At 74.5% G+C, this 19370-nt stretch carries 22 protein-coding genes; 12 read left to right on the forward strand and 10 right to left on the reverse strand.

Annotation, left to right across the window (positions count from 1 at the left end):
• Positions 1-29: 29 nt before the first annotated feature.
• Positions 30-1037 (reverse strand): GNAT family N-acetyltransferase, encoded by a 1008-nt coding sequence (locus OO48_RS01220; RefSeq protein ID WP_081951843.1) that lies wholly within the window; start codon positions 1035-1037, stop codon positions 30-32.
• 127 nt (positions 1038-1164) lie between these two features.
• Between OO48_RS01220 and fdxA the strand changes: the two genes are divergently transcribed.
• Positions 1165-1491 (forward strand): ferredoxin, encoded by a 327-nt coding sequence (gene fdxA / locus OO48_RS01225; RefSeq protein ID WP_030061559.1) that lies wholly within the window; start codon positions 1165-1167, stop codon positions 1489-1491.
• Positions 1492-1508: 17 nt separating this feature from the next.
• Entirely contained in the window at positions 1509-2654 is a 1146-nt protein-coding gene (gene dapC / locus OO48_RS01230) for a succinyldiaminopimelate transaminase (protein ID WP_051731594.1), read from the forward strand.
• A gap of 74 nt (positions 2655-2728) precedes the next feature.
• Here the strand turns inward: dapC and OO48_RS40920 are convergent, their stop codons facing one another.
• Together OO48_RS40920 and OO48_RS01240 are read right to left on the reverse strand one after the other, a co-directional pair.
• The gene (locus tag OO48_RS40920) at positions 2729-3451 is read right to left on the reverse strand and encodes a hypothetical protein (protein ID WP_051731595.1); all 723 of its coding nucleotides are present in this window, start codon (positions 3449-3451) and stop codon (positions 2729-2731) included.
• Positions 3452-3807: 356 nt separating this feature from the next.
• Positions 3808-4776 carry a VldE C-terminal domain-containing protein gene (locus tag OO48_RS01240; protein ID WP_051731596.1) on the reverse strand — a complete coding sequence of 323 codons (969 nt, stop codon included), beginning with the start codon at positions 4774-4776 and terminating at the stop codon, positions 3808-3810.
• 208 nt (positions 4777-4984) lie between these two features.
• On the opposite strand from OO48_RS01240, the gene dapE reads away from it, so the two are divergent.
• Together dapE and OO48_RS01250 are read left to right on the forward strand one after the other, a co-directional pair.
• Positions 4985-6058, forward strand: coding sequence for a succinyl-diaminopimelate desuccinylase (gene dapE / locus OO48_RS01245; protein WP_033211929.1), 1074 nt, complete (start codon positions 4985-4987; stop codon positions 6056-6058).
• 100 nt (positions 6059-6158) lie between these two features.
• Positions 6159-6941, forward strand: a complete 783-nt coding sequence (locus OO48_RS01250) for an LOG family protein (RefSeq protein WP_033211934.1) — start codon at positions 6159-6161, stop codon at positions 6939-6941.
• A gap of 19 nt (positions 6942-6960) precedes the next feature.
• Here the strand turns inward: OO48_RS01250 and folP are convergent, their stop codons facing one another.
• Positions 6961-7773, reverse strand: coding sequence for a dihydropteroate synthase (folP, locus tag OO48_RS01255; protein WP_051731619.1), 813 nt, complete (start codon positions 7771-7773; stop codon positions 6961-6963).
• Between the two features lie 183 nt (positions 7774-7956).
• Here folP and OO48_RS01260 point away from each other — a divergent pair, with 183 nt between their 5' ends.
• Positions 7957-8430, forward strand: coding sequence for a DivIVA domain-containing protein (locus OO48_RS01260; RefSeq protein WP_051731597.1), 474 nt, complete (start codon positions 7957-7959; stop codon positions 8428-8430).
• On the forward strand, positions 8427-8996 hold the full coding sequence (locus tag OO48_RS01265) for a DNA-3-methyladenine glycosylase I (protein WP_033211937.1): 570 nt from the start codon (positions 8427-8429) through the stop codon (positions 8994-8996). The genes OO48_RS01260 and OO48_RS01265 overlap by 4 nt, the downstream gene beginning before the upstream one ends.
• Before the next feature lie 53 nt (positions 8997-9049).
• Here OO48_RS01265 and OO48_RS01270 read toward each other — a convergent pair whose 3' ends face one another.
• On the reverse strand, positions 9050-9850 hold the full coding sequence (locus OO48_RS01270) for an enoyl-CoA hydratase/isomerase family protein (protein WP_033211938.1): 801 nt from the start codon (positions 9848-9850) through the stop codon (positions 9050-9052).
• A 316-nt stretch (positions 9851-10166) separates the two neighbouring features.
• On the opposite strand from OO48_RS01270, the gene OO48_RS35880 reads away from it, so the two are divergent.
• Complete coding sequence (locus OO48_RS35880; protein WP_014137929.1) at positions 10167-10334, forward strand: DUF3117 domain-containing protein; 168 nt, start codon at positions 10167-10169, stop codon at positions 10332-10334.
• Between the two features lie 110 nt (positions 10335-10444).
• On the opposite strand, the gene OO48_RS01275 is transcribed toward OO48_RS35880, so the two are convergent.
• A complete protein-coding gene (locus OO48_RS01275) occupies positions 10445-11119 on the reverse strand; it encodes an O-methyltransferase (protein ID WP_425338501.1) in 675 nt (224 codons plus the stop codon).
• A 247-nt stretch (positions 11120-11366) separates the two neighbouring features.
• Here OO48_RS01275 and sigE point away from each other — a divergent pair, with 247 nt between their 5' ends.
• The 4 genes from sigE to OO48_RS01295 all read left to right on the forward strand — a co-directional run bounded on the left by sigE (position 11367) and on the right by OO48_RS01295 (position 14386).
• Positions 11367-12074 (forward strand): RNA polymerase sigma factor SigE, encoded by a 708-nt coding sequence (gene sigE / locus OO48_RS01280; protein ID WP_033212145.1) that lies wholly within the window; start codon positions 11367-11369, stop codon positions 12072-12074.
• Entirely contained in the window at positions 12071-12946 is an 876-nt protein-coding gene (locus tag OO48_RS01285; RefSeq protein ID WP_051731598.1) for an anti-sigma factor family protein, read from the forward strand. Before sigE ends, OO48_RS01285 begins: the two co-directional genes overlap by 4 nt.
• A 133-nt stretch (positions 12947-13079) precedes the next feature.
• Positions 13080-13499 carry a sec-independent translocase gene (locus tag OO48_RS01290; protein WP_033211941.1) on the forward strand — a complete coding sequence of 140 codons (420 nt, stop codon included), beginning with the start codon at positions 13080-13082 and terminating at the stop codon, positions 13497-13499.
• Between the two features lie 197 nt (positions 13500-13696).
• On the forward strand, positions 13697-14386 hold the full coding sequence (locus OO48_RS01295; RefSeq protein ID WP_106970223.1) for a hypothetical protein: 690 nt from the start codon (positions 13697-13699) through the stop codon (positions 14384-14386).
• A gap of 171 nt (positions 14387-14557) precedes the next feature.
• On the opposite strand, the gene OO48_RS01300 is transcribed toward OO48_RS01295, so the two are convergent.
• The 4 genes from OO48_RS01300 to OO48_RS01315 form a co-directional block, all read right to left on the reverse strand.
• Positions 14558-15718, reverse strand: a complete 1161-nt coding sequence (locus OO48_RS01300; protein ID WP_033211944.1) for an Mrp/NBP35 family ATP-binding protein — start codon at positions 15716-15718, stop codon at positions 14558-14560.
• 56 nt (positions 15719-15774) lie between these two features.
• On the reverse strand, positions 15775-16329 hold the full coding sequence (locus OO48_RS01305) for a DUF1003 domain-containing protein (protein WP_051731621.1): 555 nt from the start codon (positions 16327-16329) through the stop codon (positions 15775-15777).
• 67 nt (positions 16330-16396) lie between these two features.
• On the reverse strand, positions 16397-17683 hold the full coding sequence (locus tag OO48_RS01310) for a magnesium transporter MgtE N-terminal domain-containing protein (protein WP_033211946.1): 1287 nt from the start codon (positions 17681-17683) through the stop codon (positions 16397-16399).
• Positions 17684-17795: 112 nt separating this feature from the next.
• A complete protein-coding gene (locus OO48_RS01315; protein WP_033211948.1) occupies positions 17796-18329 on the reverse strand; it encodes a pyridoxamine 5'-phosphate oxidase family protein in 534 nt (177 codons plus the stop codon).
• 119 nt (positions 18330-18448) lie between these two features.
• On the opposite strand from OO48_RS01315, the gene OO48_RS01320 reads away from it, so the two are divergent.
• Positions 18449-19369, forward strand: coding sequence for a DMT family transporter (locus OO48_RS01320; protein ID WP_033211951.1), 921 nt, complete (start codon positions 18449-18451; stop codon positions 19367-19369).
• Position 19370 lies beyond the last annotated feature (1 nt).

Below are 19370 nucleotides of genomic sequence, written 5' to 3' on the forward strand. Positions count from 1 at the left end.
CGGTCGTGGCTCACTACAGGTGGTGCACGCTACCGCTGGGGAAGGCGGGCGTAGTGGTAAGTGTGACTGGTCGTGAAGCCCAGCCGGTCGTACAGCGCGATCGCGCCCGCGTTGTCGGCCTCGACCTGCAGGTAGCCGCCGGTGGCGCCCTCCTCGGCGGCCCGGGCGGCGAGCGCGGCCATCACGGCGGTGGCCAGGCCGCGGCGGCGGGCGGCCGGGGCGACCTCGACCGCGCTGAAGCAGGCCCACGCGCCGTCGACGGCCAGCCGGCCGATGGCCAGCGGGGCGCCGTCCCGGCCCGCGACCCGGGCGAACCAGACCGACGGGCCGCCGTGCAGCACCGCGGTGGCGGCCGTCTCCAGGGACGGGTCGCCGCCCACCCGGCGGTACAGCGCCAGCCACTCGGGCCCGGCGGTGCGGGCCAGCCGGACGTCCGCCGGGTGCCCGGCCCGGGCCAGCCCGCCGAGCGGGACGGTGCGCACCAGCGTCGGGGCGAGGGCCGCGCCGAGCCGGTCCAGCTCGGCGGCCAGTTCGGGCGGCGAGCCGGGGGAGACCACCTCGACGTACGCGGGCAGCGAACGGGCCGCGTACCACTCGCGCACCCGCTCCAGCGCCCGGTCCAACGGCAGGCCCGGGTCGCCCAGCGCCTGCACCGAGTTGGCCCGCCGGGTGAACCCGGACGAGGCGCGCAGCGTCCACTCGCCCAGCGGCTCCTGCTCGACGGCGGGCCAGGAGCGGGCGGCGATCCGCTGCAGGTCGAGCGGGGCGACGGCGGGCGCCGGGGTGCGGCGGGCCGGGAACGGCGGGACCGGCTTGCCGGCCACCAGCAGGTCGGCCGCGAAGCGCACCGGCGCGCCGGTGCGCGGCTCGACCGTCAACCCGGCGTCGTCCCACGAGGTGAGCACGCCGATCGCGTCGCGGAACACCGGGCGGCCGTCCGCCACGCCGTCGACACGCCGGACCGACACGCGTCGTCCCACGTCAGACGGGTCTATCCGGACCTCCGGACGGGCCTCCTGCGGCACTGAGCCGACCATCAAGCGCACCTCCTGTGCATTTGCGCCCCCCGACCCGCGATACTAGGGGCGGGCATCGACGACGCCGCGCGCAAAGCGCGACCGAGTAAACAGTAGGGCGGCAGCCCTTCCGAGGAGGAACGACAGCGTGACCTACGTCATCGCGCAGCCTTGTGTCGACGTCAAGGACAAGGCGTGCATCGAAGAGTGCCCCGTGGACTGCATCTACGAGGGCGAGCGCTCCCTCTACATCCACCCGGACGAGTGCGTGGACTGTGGCGCCTGTGAACCGGTCTGTCCGGTCGAGGCGATCTTCTACGAGGACGACACCCCGGAGGAGTGGAAGGACTACTACAAGGCGAACGTCGAGTTCTTCGACGACCTGGGCTCGCCCGGCGGCGCCTCCAAGCTCGGCCTGATCGAGCGCGACCACCCGTTCATCGCCGCGCTGCCCCCGCAGAACGCCGACCACTGATCGGTGGCATCCACGCTGTGAGCACCAACGACAGCACGCACGCGCCGTTCCCGGGCCACCCGGGGGCGGCGCGCCGCGTCTCCGACCGCCTGCCGGTCTTCCCCTGGGACAAGCTCGAACCGTACAAGCGCACCGCCCAGGCGCACCCGGACGGGCTCTGCGACTTCTCCGTCGGCACCCCGGTGGACCCGGTGCCCGAGCTGGTCCAGCGGGCCCTGGCCGCGCACACCGACACGCCCGGCTACCCCACCGTGTGGGGCCCGCTGTCGCTGCGCGACGCGATCGCCGGCTGGCTGAACCGCCGCTGCGGCGCCGGGATCGGCCCGGAGGCCGTCCTGCCCACCGTCGGCTCCAAGGAACTGGTGGCCTGGCTGCCCGGCCAGCTCGGCCTCGGCCCCGGCGACCAGGTCGCCTACCCGAAGCTCGCCTACCCCACGTACGAGGTCGGCGCGCTGCTCTGCGGCGCCGAGCCGGTCGCCTACGAGGACGTCTCGGAGCTGGACGGCACCAAGGTCCGGCTGCTGTGGCTGAACTCGCCGTCCAACCCCACCGGGCGGGTGCTGGACGCGGCGCGGCTGCGCCGCGCCGTCGAGTGGGCCCGGGAGCACCGGGCGCTGCTGGTCAGCGACGAGTGCTACCTCGAACTCGGCTGGGAGGCCGAGCCGGTGTCGGTGCTGCACCCGTCGGTCTGCGGCGGCTCGCACGAGGGCCTGCTGGCCGTGCACTCGCTGTCCAAGCGCTCCAACCTGGCCGGCTACCGGGCGTCCTTCGTGGCCGGCGACCCGGTGGTGGTCCGTGAACTGCTGGAGATCCGCAAGCACGGCGGCATGATCGTGCCCGCGCCGGTGCAGGCGGCCACCGCGGCCGCCCTCGCCGACGACGCGCACGTCGCCGAGCAGCGGGCCAGGTACGCCCAGCGGCGCAGCGCCCTGCGGGCCGCGCTGGAGGCGTACGGGTTCCGGATCGAGCACTCCGAGGCGAGCCTGTACCTGTGGGCGACCCAGGACAAGCCGTGCTGGGAGACCGTGGCCGAACTCGCCGAGCTGGGCGTCCTGGTGGCCCCCGGCGACTTCTACGGCCCGGCCGGCGACCGGTTCGTGCGGGTGGCGTTCACCGCCACCGACGAGCGGGTGGCCTCGGCGGTGGAGCGGCTCAAGCGCTAGCCGTACCGACGCGGAGGGGGCGGGCCGACAGGCTCCGCCCCCTCCGTCATGCGTGAGTCGTCACGCGTGACGTGTCAGCCGATCGGCAGGCCGCCGCCCTGGAGGCCGCCGAGGAGGCCGCCGATCGGGCCGAGGGCGCCGGTCAGGCCGCCCAGGGGGCTGTCGCCGCCGAGGGAGGGCACGCCGCCGAGGCGGTTGGCGGACTCGTGCTCGGTCAGGCCCGCGACGGTGCCCGCGATCGGGAGGGACTGGACGGCGCCGGTGACCGGGCCGAGCTTGTCGGCGGCGGGCAGGCCGTGGGTGAGCTTGTCGGTGGGCAGGCCGCGGGCGACGGTGGACAGCGGGGTGGCCGTGGCCCGGTCGGTGGCCGGGAGGACCTTCTCGGTGACCGCGGGGGCGACCTTCTCCTCGACCGCCGGGGCGACCTTGTCGGTGAGCGTTCCGAGCGAGCCGGTCAGCTGGCCGGCCTTGCCGGCCGGGCCGAGCTTGCCGAGCGCGTCGTCGGTGGAGGGCAGGTTGTGCGCGACGGTGTTGCCGGCCGCGTCGGCGGCGGCCGGGCCGCCCGCGGCGAGGGCCGCGGCGCCGGTGGTGCCGACCACGTGGCCCAGCTCGTGGGTGGCCCCCTGCACCGCGTCGCCCGAGTTGGGGACGTCGGCCAGCTTGGTCACGCCGGCGCCCAGGTCGGTCTGCGGCACCACCTCGGTGGCGGAGGCGGCACCCGCGGCCGCGAGCGGCGCCGCGGTGGCGGCGACGAGCAGCGCGGCCTGGGCGATCCGGCGCGTGAGGGGGAGGGACATGGTGCTCCTAAGAGGTGAGGTCGACGGTCCGCCGGGCGGACGGCACGGGGCGATCCGTCCGGCGGGCGACGTGTATGACCGCAAGAGCACCGGGAAGGTTTCGGCCGGTCAAGGTCAAGGGTTGGCAAAGATCGGACGATCCTTTTTCGGGCATTCCGGAAGTACCGCCCGGGCGGCGGTGGCTGGAGAACCGTCACTTCCCTTGTGGGCGGCGGCCTCGGCGGCCCCTCGGCGCTCCGGTCCGGAGCCGCCCGACAGGAGGGCGGCCGTCAGCGGGAGTTGACGCGAATCACCCGGTGGGAGGTCACCCGCGCACCAGTGCGTCAACGCACCGTCGGGCCGACGCGCCGGTCCCGCTACTTCTTGGCCGGCGCGCCCAGCGTCACCAGCACCCGGTCGGACGGCGCCTCCGCCAGCGGCTTCCAGCCCTGGCCCGGCTTGTCGACCCGCCACACCTTGCCGTCGTAGGCGACCTGGCCGATGCCCAACTGCCCGGCCTGCGCCACCGACCAGTGCGCCAGCGCCCAGCCGGTCTGGCCCGGACCGCCGGCGCCGGCCGTGCTCGCGGTCGGCTGCGGGGTGAGCGCCAGCACCTCGCGCTGGTCCCGGGCGGGCTTCTCGGCGCCCGCCACCGCCACGGCCTTGCCGAACTCCCGGCGCACCCGCTCCGAGAGGTTCGCCGCGTTCGGGGCGGCCTGGGCCGGGTCGGTCGGGGTCGGGGACGGCAGCTCGTGCACCACGCAGTCCAGCGAGGCCGGCTCGCGGCCGGTCAGCACGGTGGCGAGCAGCGTCGCGTTGTTCTCGTGCTTGGCGTACGCCTGCGGGTAGCCGCTGCGCTGCACCTGCTGGGCGGCGTCGGTCAGCGGCATCTGCGCGTACCCGTTGACCTTCACCAGCGCGTCCAGGAACTTGTTGGTCGAGTACACCGGGTCCATGATCTGGTCGACCGAGCCCCAGCCCTGCGAGGGGCGCTGCTGGAACAGGCCGACCGAGTCCCGGTCGCCGCCCTCCAGGTTGCGCAGCTTCGACTCCTGGATGGCCGTCGCCAGCGAGATGGTCACCGCCCGCTCCGGCAGGCCGCGCGACATCGCCACCGCGGTGATGGTCGACGCGTTCGCCGCCTGCGTGAGGTCCAGCTTGCCGCTGCCGGCGGCGGTGGTGACGGAGCACCCCTCGTCGGGGGGCGCGATCTTGTCCCGGTTCAGCCACACCACCAGGCCGCCGACCACCGACAGCGCCACCAGCCCGACCAGCACCCGCCGCCACGGCCGCCGCCGGCGCGGTTCGGCGCCGTCCTGCGCGTCGTACTCGGCGTCCTCGGTCACGGGTGGCCCCTCTCGGTGTGGTGGTGGCGTCGCGGTGGTCCCGGCCCGGCGCGCGCTGTTCGCGGACACCGTAACCGCTCGGACGGCCGTACGGGTCCGCGCGGTTGCGCGGCCGCCGGTGGGAGGGGGTGCGGGGCCGACCGGGGGCTGGTCGGCCGGGCCGTCGCCCCTACCGGCGAGGGCCCGCCTTATCGATAGGGTGGCCGCCATGAGCAGCCCGAACGAGCCCCTCGACCTCTCCCTCGACGGCGGGACGCTGACCGCCCGCCTCGTCGACTTCCCCTCCGTCAGCGGCGAGGAGGCCGCCCTCGCGGACGCCGTCGAGGCCGCGCTCCGGGCCTTCCCGCACCTGACCGTCGACCGGTACGGCAACAACGTGGTGGCCCGCACCCACTTCGGCCGGGACGAGCGGGTGGTGCTCGCCGGGCACCTGGACACCGTGCCGATCGCCGACAACGTGCCCTCGCACGTCGAGGGCGACCTGCTCTACGGCTGCGGCACCTCCGACATGAAGTCCGGCGTCGCCGTGCAGCTGCGCCTCGCCGCGACCCTCACCGAGGCCAACCGGGACGTCACCTACGTCTTCTACGACTGCGAGGAGGTGGAGGCCGCCCGCAACGGCCTCGGCCACCTGTTCGCGGCCCACCCCGACTGGCTGGCGGGCGACTTCGCCGTCCTGATGGAGCCCAGCGGCGCCGTCGTCGAGGGCGGCTGCCAGGGCAGCCTGCGCGCGGACGTCACGCTCACCGGCGTCCGCGCCCACGCGGCCCGCTCCTGGCTCGGCGACAACGCCATCCACAAGGCCGCCGAGGTGCTGCGCCGGCTCGCCGAGTACCAGCCGCGCCGGGTGGAGATCGACGGCCTGGAGTACCGCGAGGGCCTGAACGCGACCCGGATCGACGGTGGCGTCGCCGGGAACGTCATCCCCGACGAGTGCAAGATCCACGTGGCCTTCCGGTTCGCCCCCGACCGCTCCCTGGAGCAGGCCGAGGAGCACCTGCGCGGGGTCTTCGAGGGCTACCAGCTGGAGGTCGTCGACGCCTCGCCCGCCGCCCTGCCCGGCCTCGGGCTGCCCGCCGCGCGGGACTTCCTGGCCGCGGTCGGCGGCGAGGCCCGGGCCAAGTTCGGCTGGACGGACGTCGCCCGGTTCTCCGCGCACGGCGTCCCCGCCGTCAACTACGGCCCCGGCGACCCGAACCTGGCGCACAAGCGCGAGGAGCACTGCTCGCTGAGCGCGATCGCGGAGGTCGAGCAGCGGCTGCGGGAGTGGCTCACCCGGTAGCGGCGGGAGGGAGGGAGTCGGGTGCGGTTCGCCCGACTCCCGTCTGCGCGACGGCCGTTATTTACCCCGGATCGTGCCTCGTCAGGCGTAGGGTTCCGTCATGACAGCCAACGGAGATGACCCCGCCCGCCGGCCGAAGAAGCCGTGGCCCGAGAAGCGCAAGGGCCCCGTCCTGCTGCGGCGCGAGCAGGTCGAGACGAGTACGACCGACCAGCGGCTGCTGGACACCACCGGGCCGTCCGACTGGTTGCACACCGATCCGTGGCGGGTGCTGCGGATCACCTCGGAGTTCGTCGAGGGCTTCGGCGCGCTCGCCGAACTGCCCACCGCCATCAGCGTGTTCGGCTCGGCCCGGACGCCGGTCGGCTCGCCCGAGTACGAGGCCGGGGTGGAGATCGGCCGGGCCCTCGCCGAGGCCGGCTACGCGGTGATCACCGGCGGCGGCCCCGGCGCGATGGAGGCCGCCAACAAGGGCGCCACCGAGGCCGGCGGGCTGAGCGTCGGCCTGGGCATCGAGCTGCCGTTCGAGCAGGGCCTGAACGAGTACGTCGACCTGGGCCTGAACTTCCGCTACTTCTTCGTCCGCAAGACGATGTTCGTGAAGTACGCGCAGGGCTTCGTGGTGCTGCCCGGCGGCCTCGGCACCCTGGACGAGCTGTTCGAGGCGCTCACCCTGGTGCAGACGAAGAAGGTCACCCGCTTCCCGGTGGTCCTGTTCGGCAGCGCCTACTGGGGCGGGCTGGTGGAGTGGCTCAAGTCGACCCTGGTCGCCCAGGGCAAGGCCAACCCCGCCGACCTCGAACTCTTCCACGTCACCGACGACGTGGCGGAGGTCCTGAAGGTGCTGGACGCCGCGCGGGGGCCGAAGGGCACCCCCGCGTAGCGCCGCTGCGGCCCCGGGCTCAGGCCAGCCCCCGGCGGGCCACCGCCGGGGGACGGGTGCCGCGGATCGAGGCCACCATGTCCAGCACCTGGCGGGTCTCGGCGACCTGGTGCACCCGGTAGACCTGCGCGCCGAGCCAGGCCGAGACGGCCGTGGTGGCCAGGGTGCCGAGCAGCCGCTCGTCCACCGGACGGTCCAGGGTCTCGCCGACGAAGTCCTTGTTGGAGAGCGAGACCAGCACCGGGAAGCCGGTCGCGGTCATCTCCGGCAGCCGGCGGGTCGCCTCCAGCGAGTGCCGGGTGTTCTTCCCGAAGTCGTGCCCCGGGTCGATGACCAACCCGTCGCGGCGCACGCCCAGTTCGAGCGCCCGCTCGGCCAGGCCGACGGTCACCGCCAGGATGTCCGCCATCACGTCCTCGTACCCCACCCGGTGCGGCCGGGTGCGCGGTTCGGCGCCGCCCGCGTGCGTGCACACCAGGCCCGCGCCGTACCGGGCCGCGACCTCGGCGAGCTTCGGGTCGAAGCCGCCCCAGGCGTCGTTCAGCAGGTCCGCGCCGGCCTCGCAGACCGCCTCGCCGACCTCGTGCCGCCAGGTGTCCACGCTGATCACCGCGTCCGGGTGGCGCTTGCGCAGCTCCGCCACGAACGGCACCGTGCGGCGCAACTCCTCCTCCACGGTGACCTCTTCGCCCGGCCCGGCCTTCACCCCGCCGATGTCCAGGATCGCCGCGCCCTCCGCCACCGCCCGGTCCGCCGCGGCGAACGCCGCCTCGTCGGCGAAGGTCGCCCCCCGGTCGAAGAACGAGTCCGGGGTGCGGTTGACGATCGCCATGATGACCAGCTCGTCCGGGCCGAACTCCCGCGTGCCGAGGCGTAGTGCCACCGGTGTCTCCTCCTCAGCGCTCCCGGGTGCAATGATGGGCCCCGGCCTGTACAGGGACCATGATCCCACCGTAGCCCTCGCGGGCGGGCCGAAGCCGACCGGGAACTGCCGGGAACTGACGGAGGACAGCTCGTGTTCGTGGTGATCGTGATCGCGATGGCCCTGGTGGTCGGCGGCGCCGCAGTGGTGGCGCTGGGCGGCGGCGGAACGCTGCCCGAGGCCGAACACGACCGGCTCGCCGTGCGCCTCCCGCAGGACCGCGCGCTCAGCCGCACCGACGTGGACGAACTCCGCCTCCCGATGGCGCTGCGCGGCTACCGGATGGACGAGGTCGACGACGTGCTCGACCGCCTCGGCGCGGAACTCGCCCTCCGGGACGCCCGGATCGCCGAACTGGAGGCCGTCGGCGTGGTCAGCGGCTCGGTGCCGGCGGGCGCGGGCGCGGGCGCGGTGGCCTCGGCCGGGGAGCCGCTGCCCGGCCTGGAGTCGTTCACCGCCGTGCTGGAGAAGGAGCCGCAGGCGCCGGTCGTCGGCGAGGCCACCGAGGTGCTCTCCGACGAGGACGCCGAGCGGCGGGACGCCGGGCGCAAGGGCGACCGCGCGTGACGGGAGCGGTCCTCGGGGCCGACGGGCTGCGGCGCTGCGGCTGGGGCGACTCGGCCGAGGACTACCGGACGTACCACGACACCGAATGGGGGCGCCCGGTCCACGGCGACCGGGCCCTGTTCGAGCGGATCACGCTGGAGGCCTTCCAGTCCGGGCTGTCCTGGATCACCATCCTGCGCCGCCGGGAGGGCTTCCGGACGGCGTTCCGGGGCTTCGACGCCGCGCTGGTCGCGGAGTTCGACGAGACGGACGTCGAACGGCTGCTGAACGACACCGGGATCATCCGGAACCGGGCCAAGGTCCTGGCCACCATCGCCAACGCGAAGGCGGCCCGGACCCTGGCCGACGGCGAACTGGACGCGCTGGTCTGGAGCCACGCCCCGGACCCGGACCGCCCCGCTCCGCTCACCCTGGCGGACGTCCCCGCCGTGACGCCGGAGTCGACGGCCCTGGCCAAGTCCCTCAAGCGGGCCGGCTTCCGCTTCGTGGGGCCGACCACCGCGTACGCCCTGATGCAGGCCTGCGGGCTGGTCAACGACCACCTGGCCGACTGCCACGCGCGCTAGCGCCCCCGCCCGGCCCCGGGGCCGCCCGGACGCGGCGGGCCCCGCGGGGCGGGTCAGCGGCCGGTGTAGGCGGGCTTCTGCTTGGCGAGGAAGGCGTCGACGGCGATGCGGTGGTCCTCGCTGTCGCCCGCGCGGGTCTGCAGTTCGTCCTCCTTGTCGAGGAGTTCGTCCAGGGAGTGCGAGGCGGCGTAGGCCAGGGACTCCTTGATCGCGCCGTAGGCGACGGTCGGGCCGTTGGCCAGGGTGAGGGCGAACTCGTGGGCGGTGGCGGTGAGTTCGGCGGCGGGGACGACGCGGTTGGCGAGGCCGAGGGCGAGCGCCTCGTCGGCGCGGACGGTGCGGGGGAGCATCAGGAGTTCGGTGGCGCGGGCGTGGCCGACCAGCCGGGGGAGGGTCCAGGAGGCGCCGGAGTCGGCGGTCAGGGCGACGCCGGCGAAGGAGGTGTTGAAGCCCGCGGTGTCGGCGAGGATCCGGAAGTCGCAGGCGAAGGCGAGCGAGGCCCCGGCGCCGGCGGCGATGCCGTTGACGGCGGCGACGGTGGGCTTGCGCATCCCGGCCAGCGCGCGGACCAGCGGGTTGTAGTGCTCGGCGACGGTGCGCAGCGCGCCCTCCCCGGTCTCGCGCTGGTGCTGGAGCAGGCCGACGTGCTCCTTGAGGTCCTGGCCGACGCAGAACGCCTTGCCGCCGGCGCCGGTGAGCAGCACGGCCCGGACCTCCGGGTCGGCCGCGACGGCGGTGACGGCGTCCCGGAGCGCGATCTTGGTGGGGACGTCGAGCGCGTTCATGGCGTCGGGGCGGTCGATGGTGAGGACGGCGAGGGCGCCGTCGCGCTCGTGGCGCACGGTGTCGGACATGGGTGAGGGCTCCCCGGGTCGCGGTGGCTGGCACAGTGGTCGCCGCAGTGGCGTGCCGGGGCCAGCATGCCGGAGCGCGGCGGTGCGGGGGAGTGTGAGGTGCCGCACCTCCGGCGGGCGTGTCGTCCTGCCGCGGGATGCGGCTTTCGGCAGGTAATCAGCGCCTTTCGGCTGGTTGGCGAAGGTTGGCGCAGAGAGTGATGTTGGTCATCCAGCCGTTGCATGCGGGATAATGGCTTCCGATCAATGCGTTCGATACCGGCGGTGGACGGACTGTCCGGTGCGTACCTGAACGGTTGCAGGAAGGGGAACGAGCATGGCGGCCATGAAGCCGCGGACGGGTGACGGCCCGCTGGAGGTCACCAAAGAGGGGCGGGGCATCATCATGCGAGTTCCGCTCGAAGGGGGCGGGCGCCTGGTGGTGGAGCTGACGCCGGACGAGGCGGACGCTCTGGGCGAGGCCCTCAAGAAGGCCTGCGGCTGATCTGCAGGTAGTGACTCCGCATCTCCCGGGCCAATCCGCGAGGTGCTCGACGGGCCCGGCCCCCCGCACCGGGGGGCCGGGCCCGTTCCGCGCGCGCCGGCGGGGGCCGCTCAGCGCTTGACGGCGCAGAGCAGCCCGTCGGAGACCGGGAGCAGGGCGGGCAGCAGGGTGTCGCTCTCCCGGATGTCGGCGACCAGGTCGCGCACGGCGCGGGTCTGCGGGTCGTCGAGCTCGGGTTCGGCGAGCCGGCCCTCCTGGAAGACGCCCTCGAAGCAGACCACGCCGCGCGGCCGCAGCAGGCGCAGCGCCTCGGTGAGGTGGAACCGGGAGTCCGCCGGGTCGCCGTCGCAGAACACCAGGTCGTACTGGCCGTCGGCGAGCCGGGGCAGGACGTCCCGGGCGCGGCCGGGGATGAAGCGGGCCCGGTTGCCGGCGAACCCGGCGGCCAGGTACGCCTCCCGGGCGTACTGCTGGCGGACCGGCTCGGAGTCGACGGTGGTGAGCACCCCGTCCGCGCGCATGCCGCGCAGCAGGTAGACGCCGGAGACGCCGGTGCCGGTGCCGATCTCGACCACGGCCTTGGCGTCGAGGGCGGCGGCGAGCAGGCGCAGGGCGGCGCCGCCGCTGGGGCCGATCGCGCGTATGCCGGTGCGGGCCGACTGGGCCCGGGCGTAGGTCAGCACCGCGTCCTCGCCGACGTAGGTGTCGGCGAGGGCCGCTCGCTGGGGCCCGAACTCGGTGATGGCTGCCTCTTCCGGAGCGCCGTTGCCGACCCAAGTCGACAAATTCCAGCGACAGACTACTGGCCGCCCGGGAACCGCGTTCGACGGCTGGCCGTTGGACTGGTACGGGCGGCCGGGCCGTCCGGGGCGGCTGGTGTTCGACCGCTCTTATCCGGGCTTGACGGGTGAGGTGGATATGGTGGTGGCTCTGCTGGGCAGAAGAGCCGACCGAGGAGGTGTGGCCGAGGGCGACGTCCCTGTGCAGCGGCACCCCCGCGGCATCACGTCGATCCGTACGCCGAAGCCCGTGATGAACCAGTCTGTGCATTCCCCCCTGGACAAGTCGACCGCAGCCGACGACTCGGTGGCCGGGGCCGCCGGCACGCTCGCGTCCTTCGCGGAGGGTCCCGACGCGCAGAGCTGGACGCCGCCCAGCTGGGAGGAGATCGTCGAGGCGCACAGCGCCCGGGTCTACCGCCTGGCGTACCGGCTGACGGGCAACCAGCACGACGCCGAGGACCTCACCCAGGAAGTCTTCGTCCGGGTGTTCCGCTCGCTGTCCACGTACACCCCCGGCACCTTCGAGGGCTGGCTGCACCGGATCACCACCAACCTGTTCCTGGACATGGTGCGCCGCCGCCAGCGGATCCGCTTCGACGCCCTCGCCGAGGACGCGGCGGAGCGCCTGGCCAGCCGCGAGCCCAGCCCCGCCCAGCACTTCAGCGACACCCACTTCGACGCGGACGTCCAGCAGGCGCTGGACACCCTCGCCCCGGAGTTCCGGGCCGCCGTGGTGCTCTGCGACATCGAGGGCCTCTCGTACGAGGAGATCGCCGCGACGCTCGGCGTGAAGCTCGGCACCGTCCGCAGCCGGATCCACCGTGGCCGCTCGCACCTGCGCGCCGCCCTCAAGCACCGGGCGCCGAACGCCGCCGCGGGCCGGTCGCGCCGGGGCGGCTCCGCCGAGCCCGTGCCGGTCGGCGCCGAACCGGCCGTCAGCGACCGGAGGGGGTCATGACCGATCACGCCCCCGAGCGCGCGGACACCACGGGCCGCTCGCGCTGGGCGTCGCTGCGCCGTGCCGAGCAGGCCCCGGCGGGGGCCGAGCTGCGCCCGCTGGCCCTCCGCCCGGCCGAACCGCCGGCCGAGGAGCACTTGGGCGACCGGCTCTCCGGTTACCTGGACGGCGAGTTGGGCCACGACGACCGCGAGCGGGTCCAGGCCCACCTGGCGACCTGTCCGGACTGCCTGGCCGAGGCCGAGCAGGCCCGGTCGGTCAAGCGCGCCCTCAGCCAGGCCGACACGCCCGGCCCGTCGGCGGCCCTGATGGCCAGACTGATGGCGGTCGCCGCGCTGCCCGAGGAGGAGCCGGGCCCCGACGGTCCGGCGGGATCCGGCGGCGTGTTCGGCGGCAGCCGGCTCACCGGGGGCTCGTTCGGCCGGGGCGCGGGCTTCGGCGGGGGCGCACTCGGCGCGGACGCGCCGATACCCGGCATCGACCCGCGGGCCGGCCTGTTCGGCACCCGCCCCGCCGCCGGGCCGCGCCGCGAGCCGGACGCCATGCCGCGTCCGCTGGCCGCCGCGCTCGGCGAGCTGCCCACCGGCCGACCGTCCGCCGCGCGCGGCCGCAGGCTGGTGTTCGCCGCCGCCGGGGCGTTCTCGGTCGCGGCCGTCACCCTCGGCGGGGTCGGCGGCGTCACCGCGGGCCAGGGCGCCGACCGGCAGCCCACCAGCGTCACCCCCGTCGGCGGGGCGATCGTCCCGGTCAACGCCCAGCAGCCGGTGCACGCCCCGCAGCCGCTGGACGTGCAGGAGTACTCGCTGCGCACCCGCTACCAGCTGAGCACCACGCCCTCGCCCGCCGGTGACCCGGGGCGGGTCCTGCGCTAGCCTGCCTTCACCGGCACGCCGTCGACGCCGGTCGCCCGGGTGGTCTTTACCACGGTTTCATCCTCGGGGGGCCGGGGCCTCGGCCGACCGCGTTTACCCTTGATTCAGCGTTGTCGGGTGCTCGGGAGTTCAGGTGTTCGGAGACATAGGCGGACTGGAGGTCGTGACGATCATCGTCATGGCCATCGTGATCTTCGGCCCGGACAAGCTGCCCAAGCTGATCCAGGACACGATGGGCTTCATCCGCAAGATCCGCTCCTTCGCGGACAGTGCGAAGGAGGACATCCGCAGCGAACTCGGGCCGGAGTTCCAGAACTTCGACTTCGAGGACCTCAACCCGAAGACCTTCGTCCGCAAGCAGCTGATCGGTGACGGCGACGACCCGCTCGGCCTCAAGGACCTCAAGGACAGCGTCGACATCAAGTCCGCGCTGAACGGCGGCCCCACCCCGACGCCCACCGCGTCGGTGGACTTCTCCAAGCCCGCCGCGGCCAGTGCCGGCCCGGCCCTGGCGGCGGGCGAACGCCCCCCGTTCGACCCCGACGCGACCTGACCGGCCCCGCCCCGCGCCGGTCCCCGAACACCCCGTCGGCGCCCCGCCGACGCCCCGCCCCGCTCCGGCAAGGCGGGGCATCGCCGTCCGCGCCGCTATCGTGTCCACTACCCCTCCGGACGGCGGACCCCGTGGGATCCGTCACGACCGGCCGCGTCCGGCCCGGTTCCCCGGACGGAAGGGCCCGGGTGCCGATCATGGAGCGCCCGGGGAGCACAGCTGAGGAGAGGCCCGTAGTGGACGCCACGCACCGTACGGGAGGCACCGTCGCCCCCCGCCGCGCCGCCGACCCGCTGGCCGGCTACCGCGCCGCCGACTTCCCCTGGTACGGCCTCGACGAGGGCTGGACCGGGCGCCGCTGGCTCGGCCAGGTCGGCGCCGGCCAGCGCGTCGCAGCCGACACCGACGCCCCCGACTACGGCACCCTGGGCCACGGCGACGAACCCGCCCGCGGCCCCGAAGCGCGCGACACCCGCCGGTTCGCCGTGGTCGTCACCGTCGCCCGCCGCGACGTGCGCCGCAGCGCCGACAACACCGGCACCCTGGAGGCCACCTCCGCCTCCTCCGCGGCCTGGCTGGCCGGCTCCGGCCTGCTCGCCGCGACCTGGCCCGGCAACCTCGACCGCGCCCTGCGGCAGAACTGGCTCGACCAGCAGTCCGCCCTCGCCTGGGACTTGGCCGACGACCTCGACGGCCCCGCCTGGTCCTCGCTCACCCTCCCCGTCAACGGCCTCCCGCAGCCCTTCCGCTACCGCGAGTCCGAACACGGCTGGGTGCTGGCCGGCGAGGCCCCCGGCGTCCTGATCGGCGCCTACGGCCGCTCGGTGTCCGCGTACGGCATCGGCTTCACCGCCGTCCCCGACCTGGCGGCGTACAACGGCCGGTAGGCCCGTTCACCCCCGGCGCCGGTACCGAGCCGCCCCCCGCCCGCCCGGGCCGACCGCCGCCGCACTCCAGCCTCGGGGCCGGCGCCGCCACCCGGTCCGGTTCCGATCCCGCCGCGCACGCGAACGGCCCCGGGCGCGCTGCCCGGGGCCGTCCGTCGTGCTGGGGTGCCGTCAGAACTTGTTCTTCGGGGTCAGGCCCAGCGAGAGGCCGGAGAGGCCGCGCTGGCGGCCGGAGAGCTTGCCGGCGATGGTGCGCAGGGCGGCGCCGGCGGGGGAGTCGGGGTTGGAGAGCACGACGGGGCGGCCGTCGTCGCCGCCCTCGCGCAGGCGGACGTCGATCGGGATGGAACCCAGCACGGGGACGGTGGCGCCGACGCTGCGGGTGAGGGCGTCGGCGACGGTCTGGCCGCCGCCGGTGCCGAAGACGTCGATCATCTCGTCGCAGTGCGGGCAGGGCATGCCCGACATGTTCTCGATGACGCCGACGATCTTCTGGTGGGTCTGCAGGGCGATGGTGCCGGCCCGCTCGGCGACCTCGGCGGCGGCCATCTGCGGGGTGGTGACGATCAGGATCTCGGCGTTCGGGACGAGCTGCGCCACCGAGATGGCGATGTCGCCGGTGCCGGGCGGCAGGTCGAGCAGGAGGACGTCGAGGTCGCCCCAGTAGACGTCGGCCAGGAACTGCTGGAGGGCGCGGTGCAGCATCGGGCCGCGCCAGACGACGGGGGCGTTGCCGGGGGTGAACATGCCGATCGAGATGACCTTCACACCGTTCGCCGACGGCGGCATGATCATGTCCTGGACCTGGGTCGGCCGGCCCTCGACGCCCAGCATCCGGGGCACGCTGTGGCCGTAGATGTCGGCGTCCACCACGGCGACCTTCAGCCCGTCCGCGGCCAGCGCCGCCGCCAGGTTGACCGTCACCGAGGACTTGCCGACGCCGCCCTTGCCGGAGGCCACCGCGTACACCCGGGTCAGGGTGCCGGGCTTGGCGAACGGGATCTCCCGCTCCGGGGCGCCGCCGCGCAGCAGCTGCGAGAGCTCGCGGCGCTGCTCCTCGCTCATCACGTCGAGCTCGACGGAGACGGCGGAGACGCCGGGGACGGCGGACACCGCGTCGGTGACCCGCTGGGTGATCGTCTCGCGCATCGGACAGCCGGAGACGGTGAGGTACACCGCGACCTTCACCGCGCCGCCGTCGCCGATCTCGACGGACTTCACCATGCCGATCTCGGTGATCGGACGGTTGATCTCCGGGTCGTGGACGGTCGCCAGGGCTTCCTGGACGGACTGCTCCGTCACCCCGGCCGCCACCTCTGTCTCGTTGGCCATGTGTTGATGGTACGGCGCCCGGCCCCACCCCCGACTCGCCGGTAGCGTGCCGCCGGTCACAGCGTGTCGGCGGACTCCCGGCGCTCGTCCAGTTCCTTCAGCAGCGCCTGGAGTTCGGAGCGCACGAAGTCGCGGGTGGCGACCTCGCCGAGGCCGTGGCGCAGGGCCGCGACCTCGCGGGTCAGGTACTCGGTGTCGGCGATGTTCCGGTCGCTGCGGGCCCGGTCCTGCTCCATGTTGACCCGGTCCCGGTCGTCCTGGCGGTTCTGCGCGAGCAGGATCAGCGGCGCCGCGTACGAGGCCTGCAGGGAGAGCATCAGGGTCAGGAAGATGAAGGGGTAGTCGTCGAAGCGGACGGACTCCGGCAGCAGGGTGTTCCACACCACCCAGGCGATGATCACCACCGTCATCCAGACGATGAACCGCCCGGTGCCGAGGAAGCGCGCGATCCGCTCGGAGAGCTTGCCGAAGGCCTCCGGGTCCCAGGCGGGCAGCCGGACCAGCCCGGGCCGGCCGGTGCGCGGCTGGTCCAGCCGGGTGCGGGGGCCGCCCGGCGCGGAGGGCCGCTCCTCGCGGCGGCCGCGCTGCTCCCGGGCCCGGAGCTCGCGCAGCTGCCGCAGTTCGCGCAGCTCGCCCTGGATGCGCTGACCGGGGCCGCCCTCGCCCTGGCGCTTGCGGTCACCGTCCACCCCGCACCTCGCTCGTCTCCGTGCCGATGCCGTGCGCCGCGCCCTCGCGCCAGTCCTCCGGCAGCAGGTGGTCCAGCACGTCGTCCACCGTGACGGTGCCCAGCAGGCGGTCGTCCTCGTCCACCACCGGCGCCGCCACCAGGTTGTACGTGGCCAGGTAGGAGGTGATCAGCGGCAGCGGGGTGTTCGGCGGCAGCGGGTCGAGGTCGTCGTCCACCAGCGAGCCGACCAGGGTGTACGGGGGCTCGCGCAGCAGCCGCTGGAAGTGGACGGTGCCCAGGTACCTCCCGGTCGGGGTCTCGTTCGGCGGGCGGCACACGTACACCTGCGCGGCCAGCGCCGGCTTGGTGTCCGCGACCCGCACCCGGGCCAGCGCCTCGGCGACCGAGGCGTCCGGCTCCAGCACGATCGGCTCGGTGGTCATCAACCCGCCCGCGGTGTCCTCCTCGTAGGAGAGCAGGCGGCGCATCTCCTCCGCCTCGGCGGGCTCCATCAGCCGCAGCAGGCGCTCCGCGTCGGCCTCCGGGAGCTCGGAGAGCAGGTCGGCGGCGTCGTCCGGGTCCATGGTCTCCAGGATGTCGGCGGCGCGCTCCTCCTTCAGCTTGCCGATGATCTCCACCTGGTCGTCCTCGGGCAGCTCCTCCAGGACGTCGGCCAGCCGGTCGTCGTCGAGGGCGGCGGCGACCTCGGCCCGGCGCTTGGCCGACAGGTGGTGCATGACGTTGGCCAGGTCGGCGGGGCGGAGCTGTTCGAAGGTGGCCAGCAGGTTGGCCGCGCCCTGGCCCTCCTCGGTCAGCGAGAAGCCGGTCACCGCCGACCAGTCCAGCAGCAGTTGCTCGCCCCTGGCCTTGCGCAGCCGGCTCGGCCGGCCGGCCTGCACGAAGACCTTGTCGATCTCCCACTCGCGCAGCCGGGTCTGCACCATCGCCACGTCCAGGACGGTCACCTCGTCGGCGGTCTTCGTCCTGGTCACGGTGCGGTCCAGCAGCTCGGCCAGCACCAGCGTCTCGGACGGGCGCTGCTCGAAGCGGCGCATGTTCAGCAGCCCGGTGGAGAGCACCTGGCCGGACTCCAGGCTGGTCACCCTGGTCATCGGCAGGAAGATCCGCCGCCGCCCGATCACCTCCACCACCAGCCCCAGCACCCGGGGCGGCCGCCCGCCCAGCCGCAGCGAGACCACCACGTCCCGGACCCGGCCGACCTGGTCGCCGTTCGGGTCGAACACCGGGACGCCGGAGAGGTGGGAGATGAAGACCCGGCTGCCTGGCCCCGCCATACGAGACTCCCTCCGGGGAAACGGACACAACCCCCCAAATCTAGCGGCGGCGGGGGAGGGAGACGCGCTGAGCGGGCGAGGGTCGCGCAAAAGGGGTGCGGGGAGCCGCGGGTCAGCGCCCGCGCTTCTTGAAGAGCAGCCTGGGCAGCCCCGCCGGGACCGGCTCGCGGGTGGTGGCCGGGGTGGGCATCGGGGCGGCGGAGAGGTCGCCGTCGGGGAGCGGGGCGAGGTCGGCGCCGGCGGGGTCCAGGCGCAGGACGCGGCACTCGCGGGCCCAACGGTCGCCGATGGTGTCGGTGTCGGGGGCGTTGAGGCGCTTGCCCTTGAGCTCCTCGACGGCGCCGTCCCAGGCGGGGGTGCCGGGGTCGAGGAGGGTGACGGCGGCGGTGAGGGCGACCAGGCGGCCCCACTTGTCCTTGCTGCGCAGGGTGACCTCGGCCGGGGCGCCGGCGGCGAGCCCGTGCAGGGGCTGCTCGGAGCCGTCACCGACGACGACGATCGCGCCGTCGTGCCAGGCGTGCCAGAGCGGGCGGGCCTGCGGCTGCCCGGCGGGCCGGACCCAGAGCAGGCCGGACTTCTTGGCGGCTTCCTCCACCAGGGCCCGGTCGAGGAAGTCCGTGGGGCTCGCGGTCGTCGTACGCTCCATGGCGCACAGCGTACGGCCTGGGCCGCGGCGGGCCGGTTCCGTCCCCCGGACGACAGTGCCGTAACCATCCGACAACCCTTACCGTATAGGCGGTCCACCACACTGCCCGAAGGAGCGCCGTGACCGCCGTCAGCACCACCGCCCCCGCCGCACCCCCGGCGCCCGGGGAACGACGGCGACTGCCGCGCACCGACCTGCTGCTGCTGGCGGTGTCGATCGCGGGCATCTCGCTGTCCGCGCCGCTGATCAGCGCGACGGCCGCGCCCGCGCTGGCGATCGCGTTCTGGCGCAACGGCATGTCGGTGGCGGTGCTGGGCCCGTACGCGCTGTGGCGGCACCGGGCCGAGCTGCGCGGCATCCCGCGCCGGGCGCTGGTGCTGGCGGCGGCGGCGGGCGTGCTGCTGGCGCTGCACTTCGCGCTGTGGATGCCGAGCCTGCGGATGACCTCGGTGGCGTCGTCCACGGCGCTGGTGACCACCACCCCGCTGTGGGCGATCCTGCTGATGCGGCTGACCGGGGTGCGGGCGCCCAGGCTGGTGTGGCTGGGCGCGGGCGTGGCGTTCGCGGGCGTGCTGGTGCTGACCGGCGTCGACCTGACGGTCTCGGCGCGGGCGCTGCTGGGCGACGCCCTGGCGCTGGCGGCGGGCGCGGCGGCGGCCGGGTACATGCTGCTGGGCGCGGAGGTGCGGCGCACCGTGTCGACCACCGCGTACACCCTGGTCTGCTACGCGACCTGCGCCCTCGCGCTGCTGGCGGTCTGCCTGCTGACCGGCGTCCGGCTCGGCGGCTGGTCGGCGGGCGCGTGGTGGCAGATCTTCCTGCTGATGGTGACGGCGCAGCTGCTCGGACACTCGCTGAGCAACCGGGTGGTGCGCACCCTGGGCCCGTCGATCACCTCGACGGCGATCCTGCTGGAGACCCCGGGCGCGGCGCTGATCGCCGCGGTGTGGCTGGGCCAGTGGCCGCCGGCGGCGGCCTACCCGGCGGTGGGGCTGATCCTGCTGGGCCTGGTGCTGGTGGCCCGGGCGGAGCGTCGCTGAC

This window comes from Kitasatospora phosalacinea, assembly GCF_000716545.1.
Classification (GTDB): Bacteria; Actinomycetota; Actinomycetes; order Streptomycetales; family Streptomycetaceae; genus Kitasatospora; species Kitasatospora phosalacinea.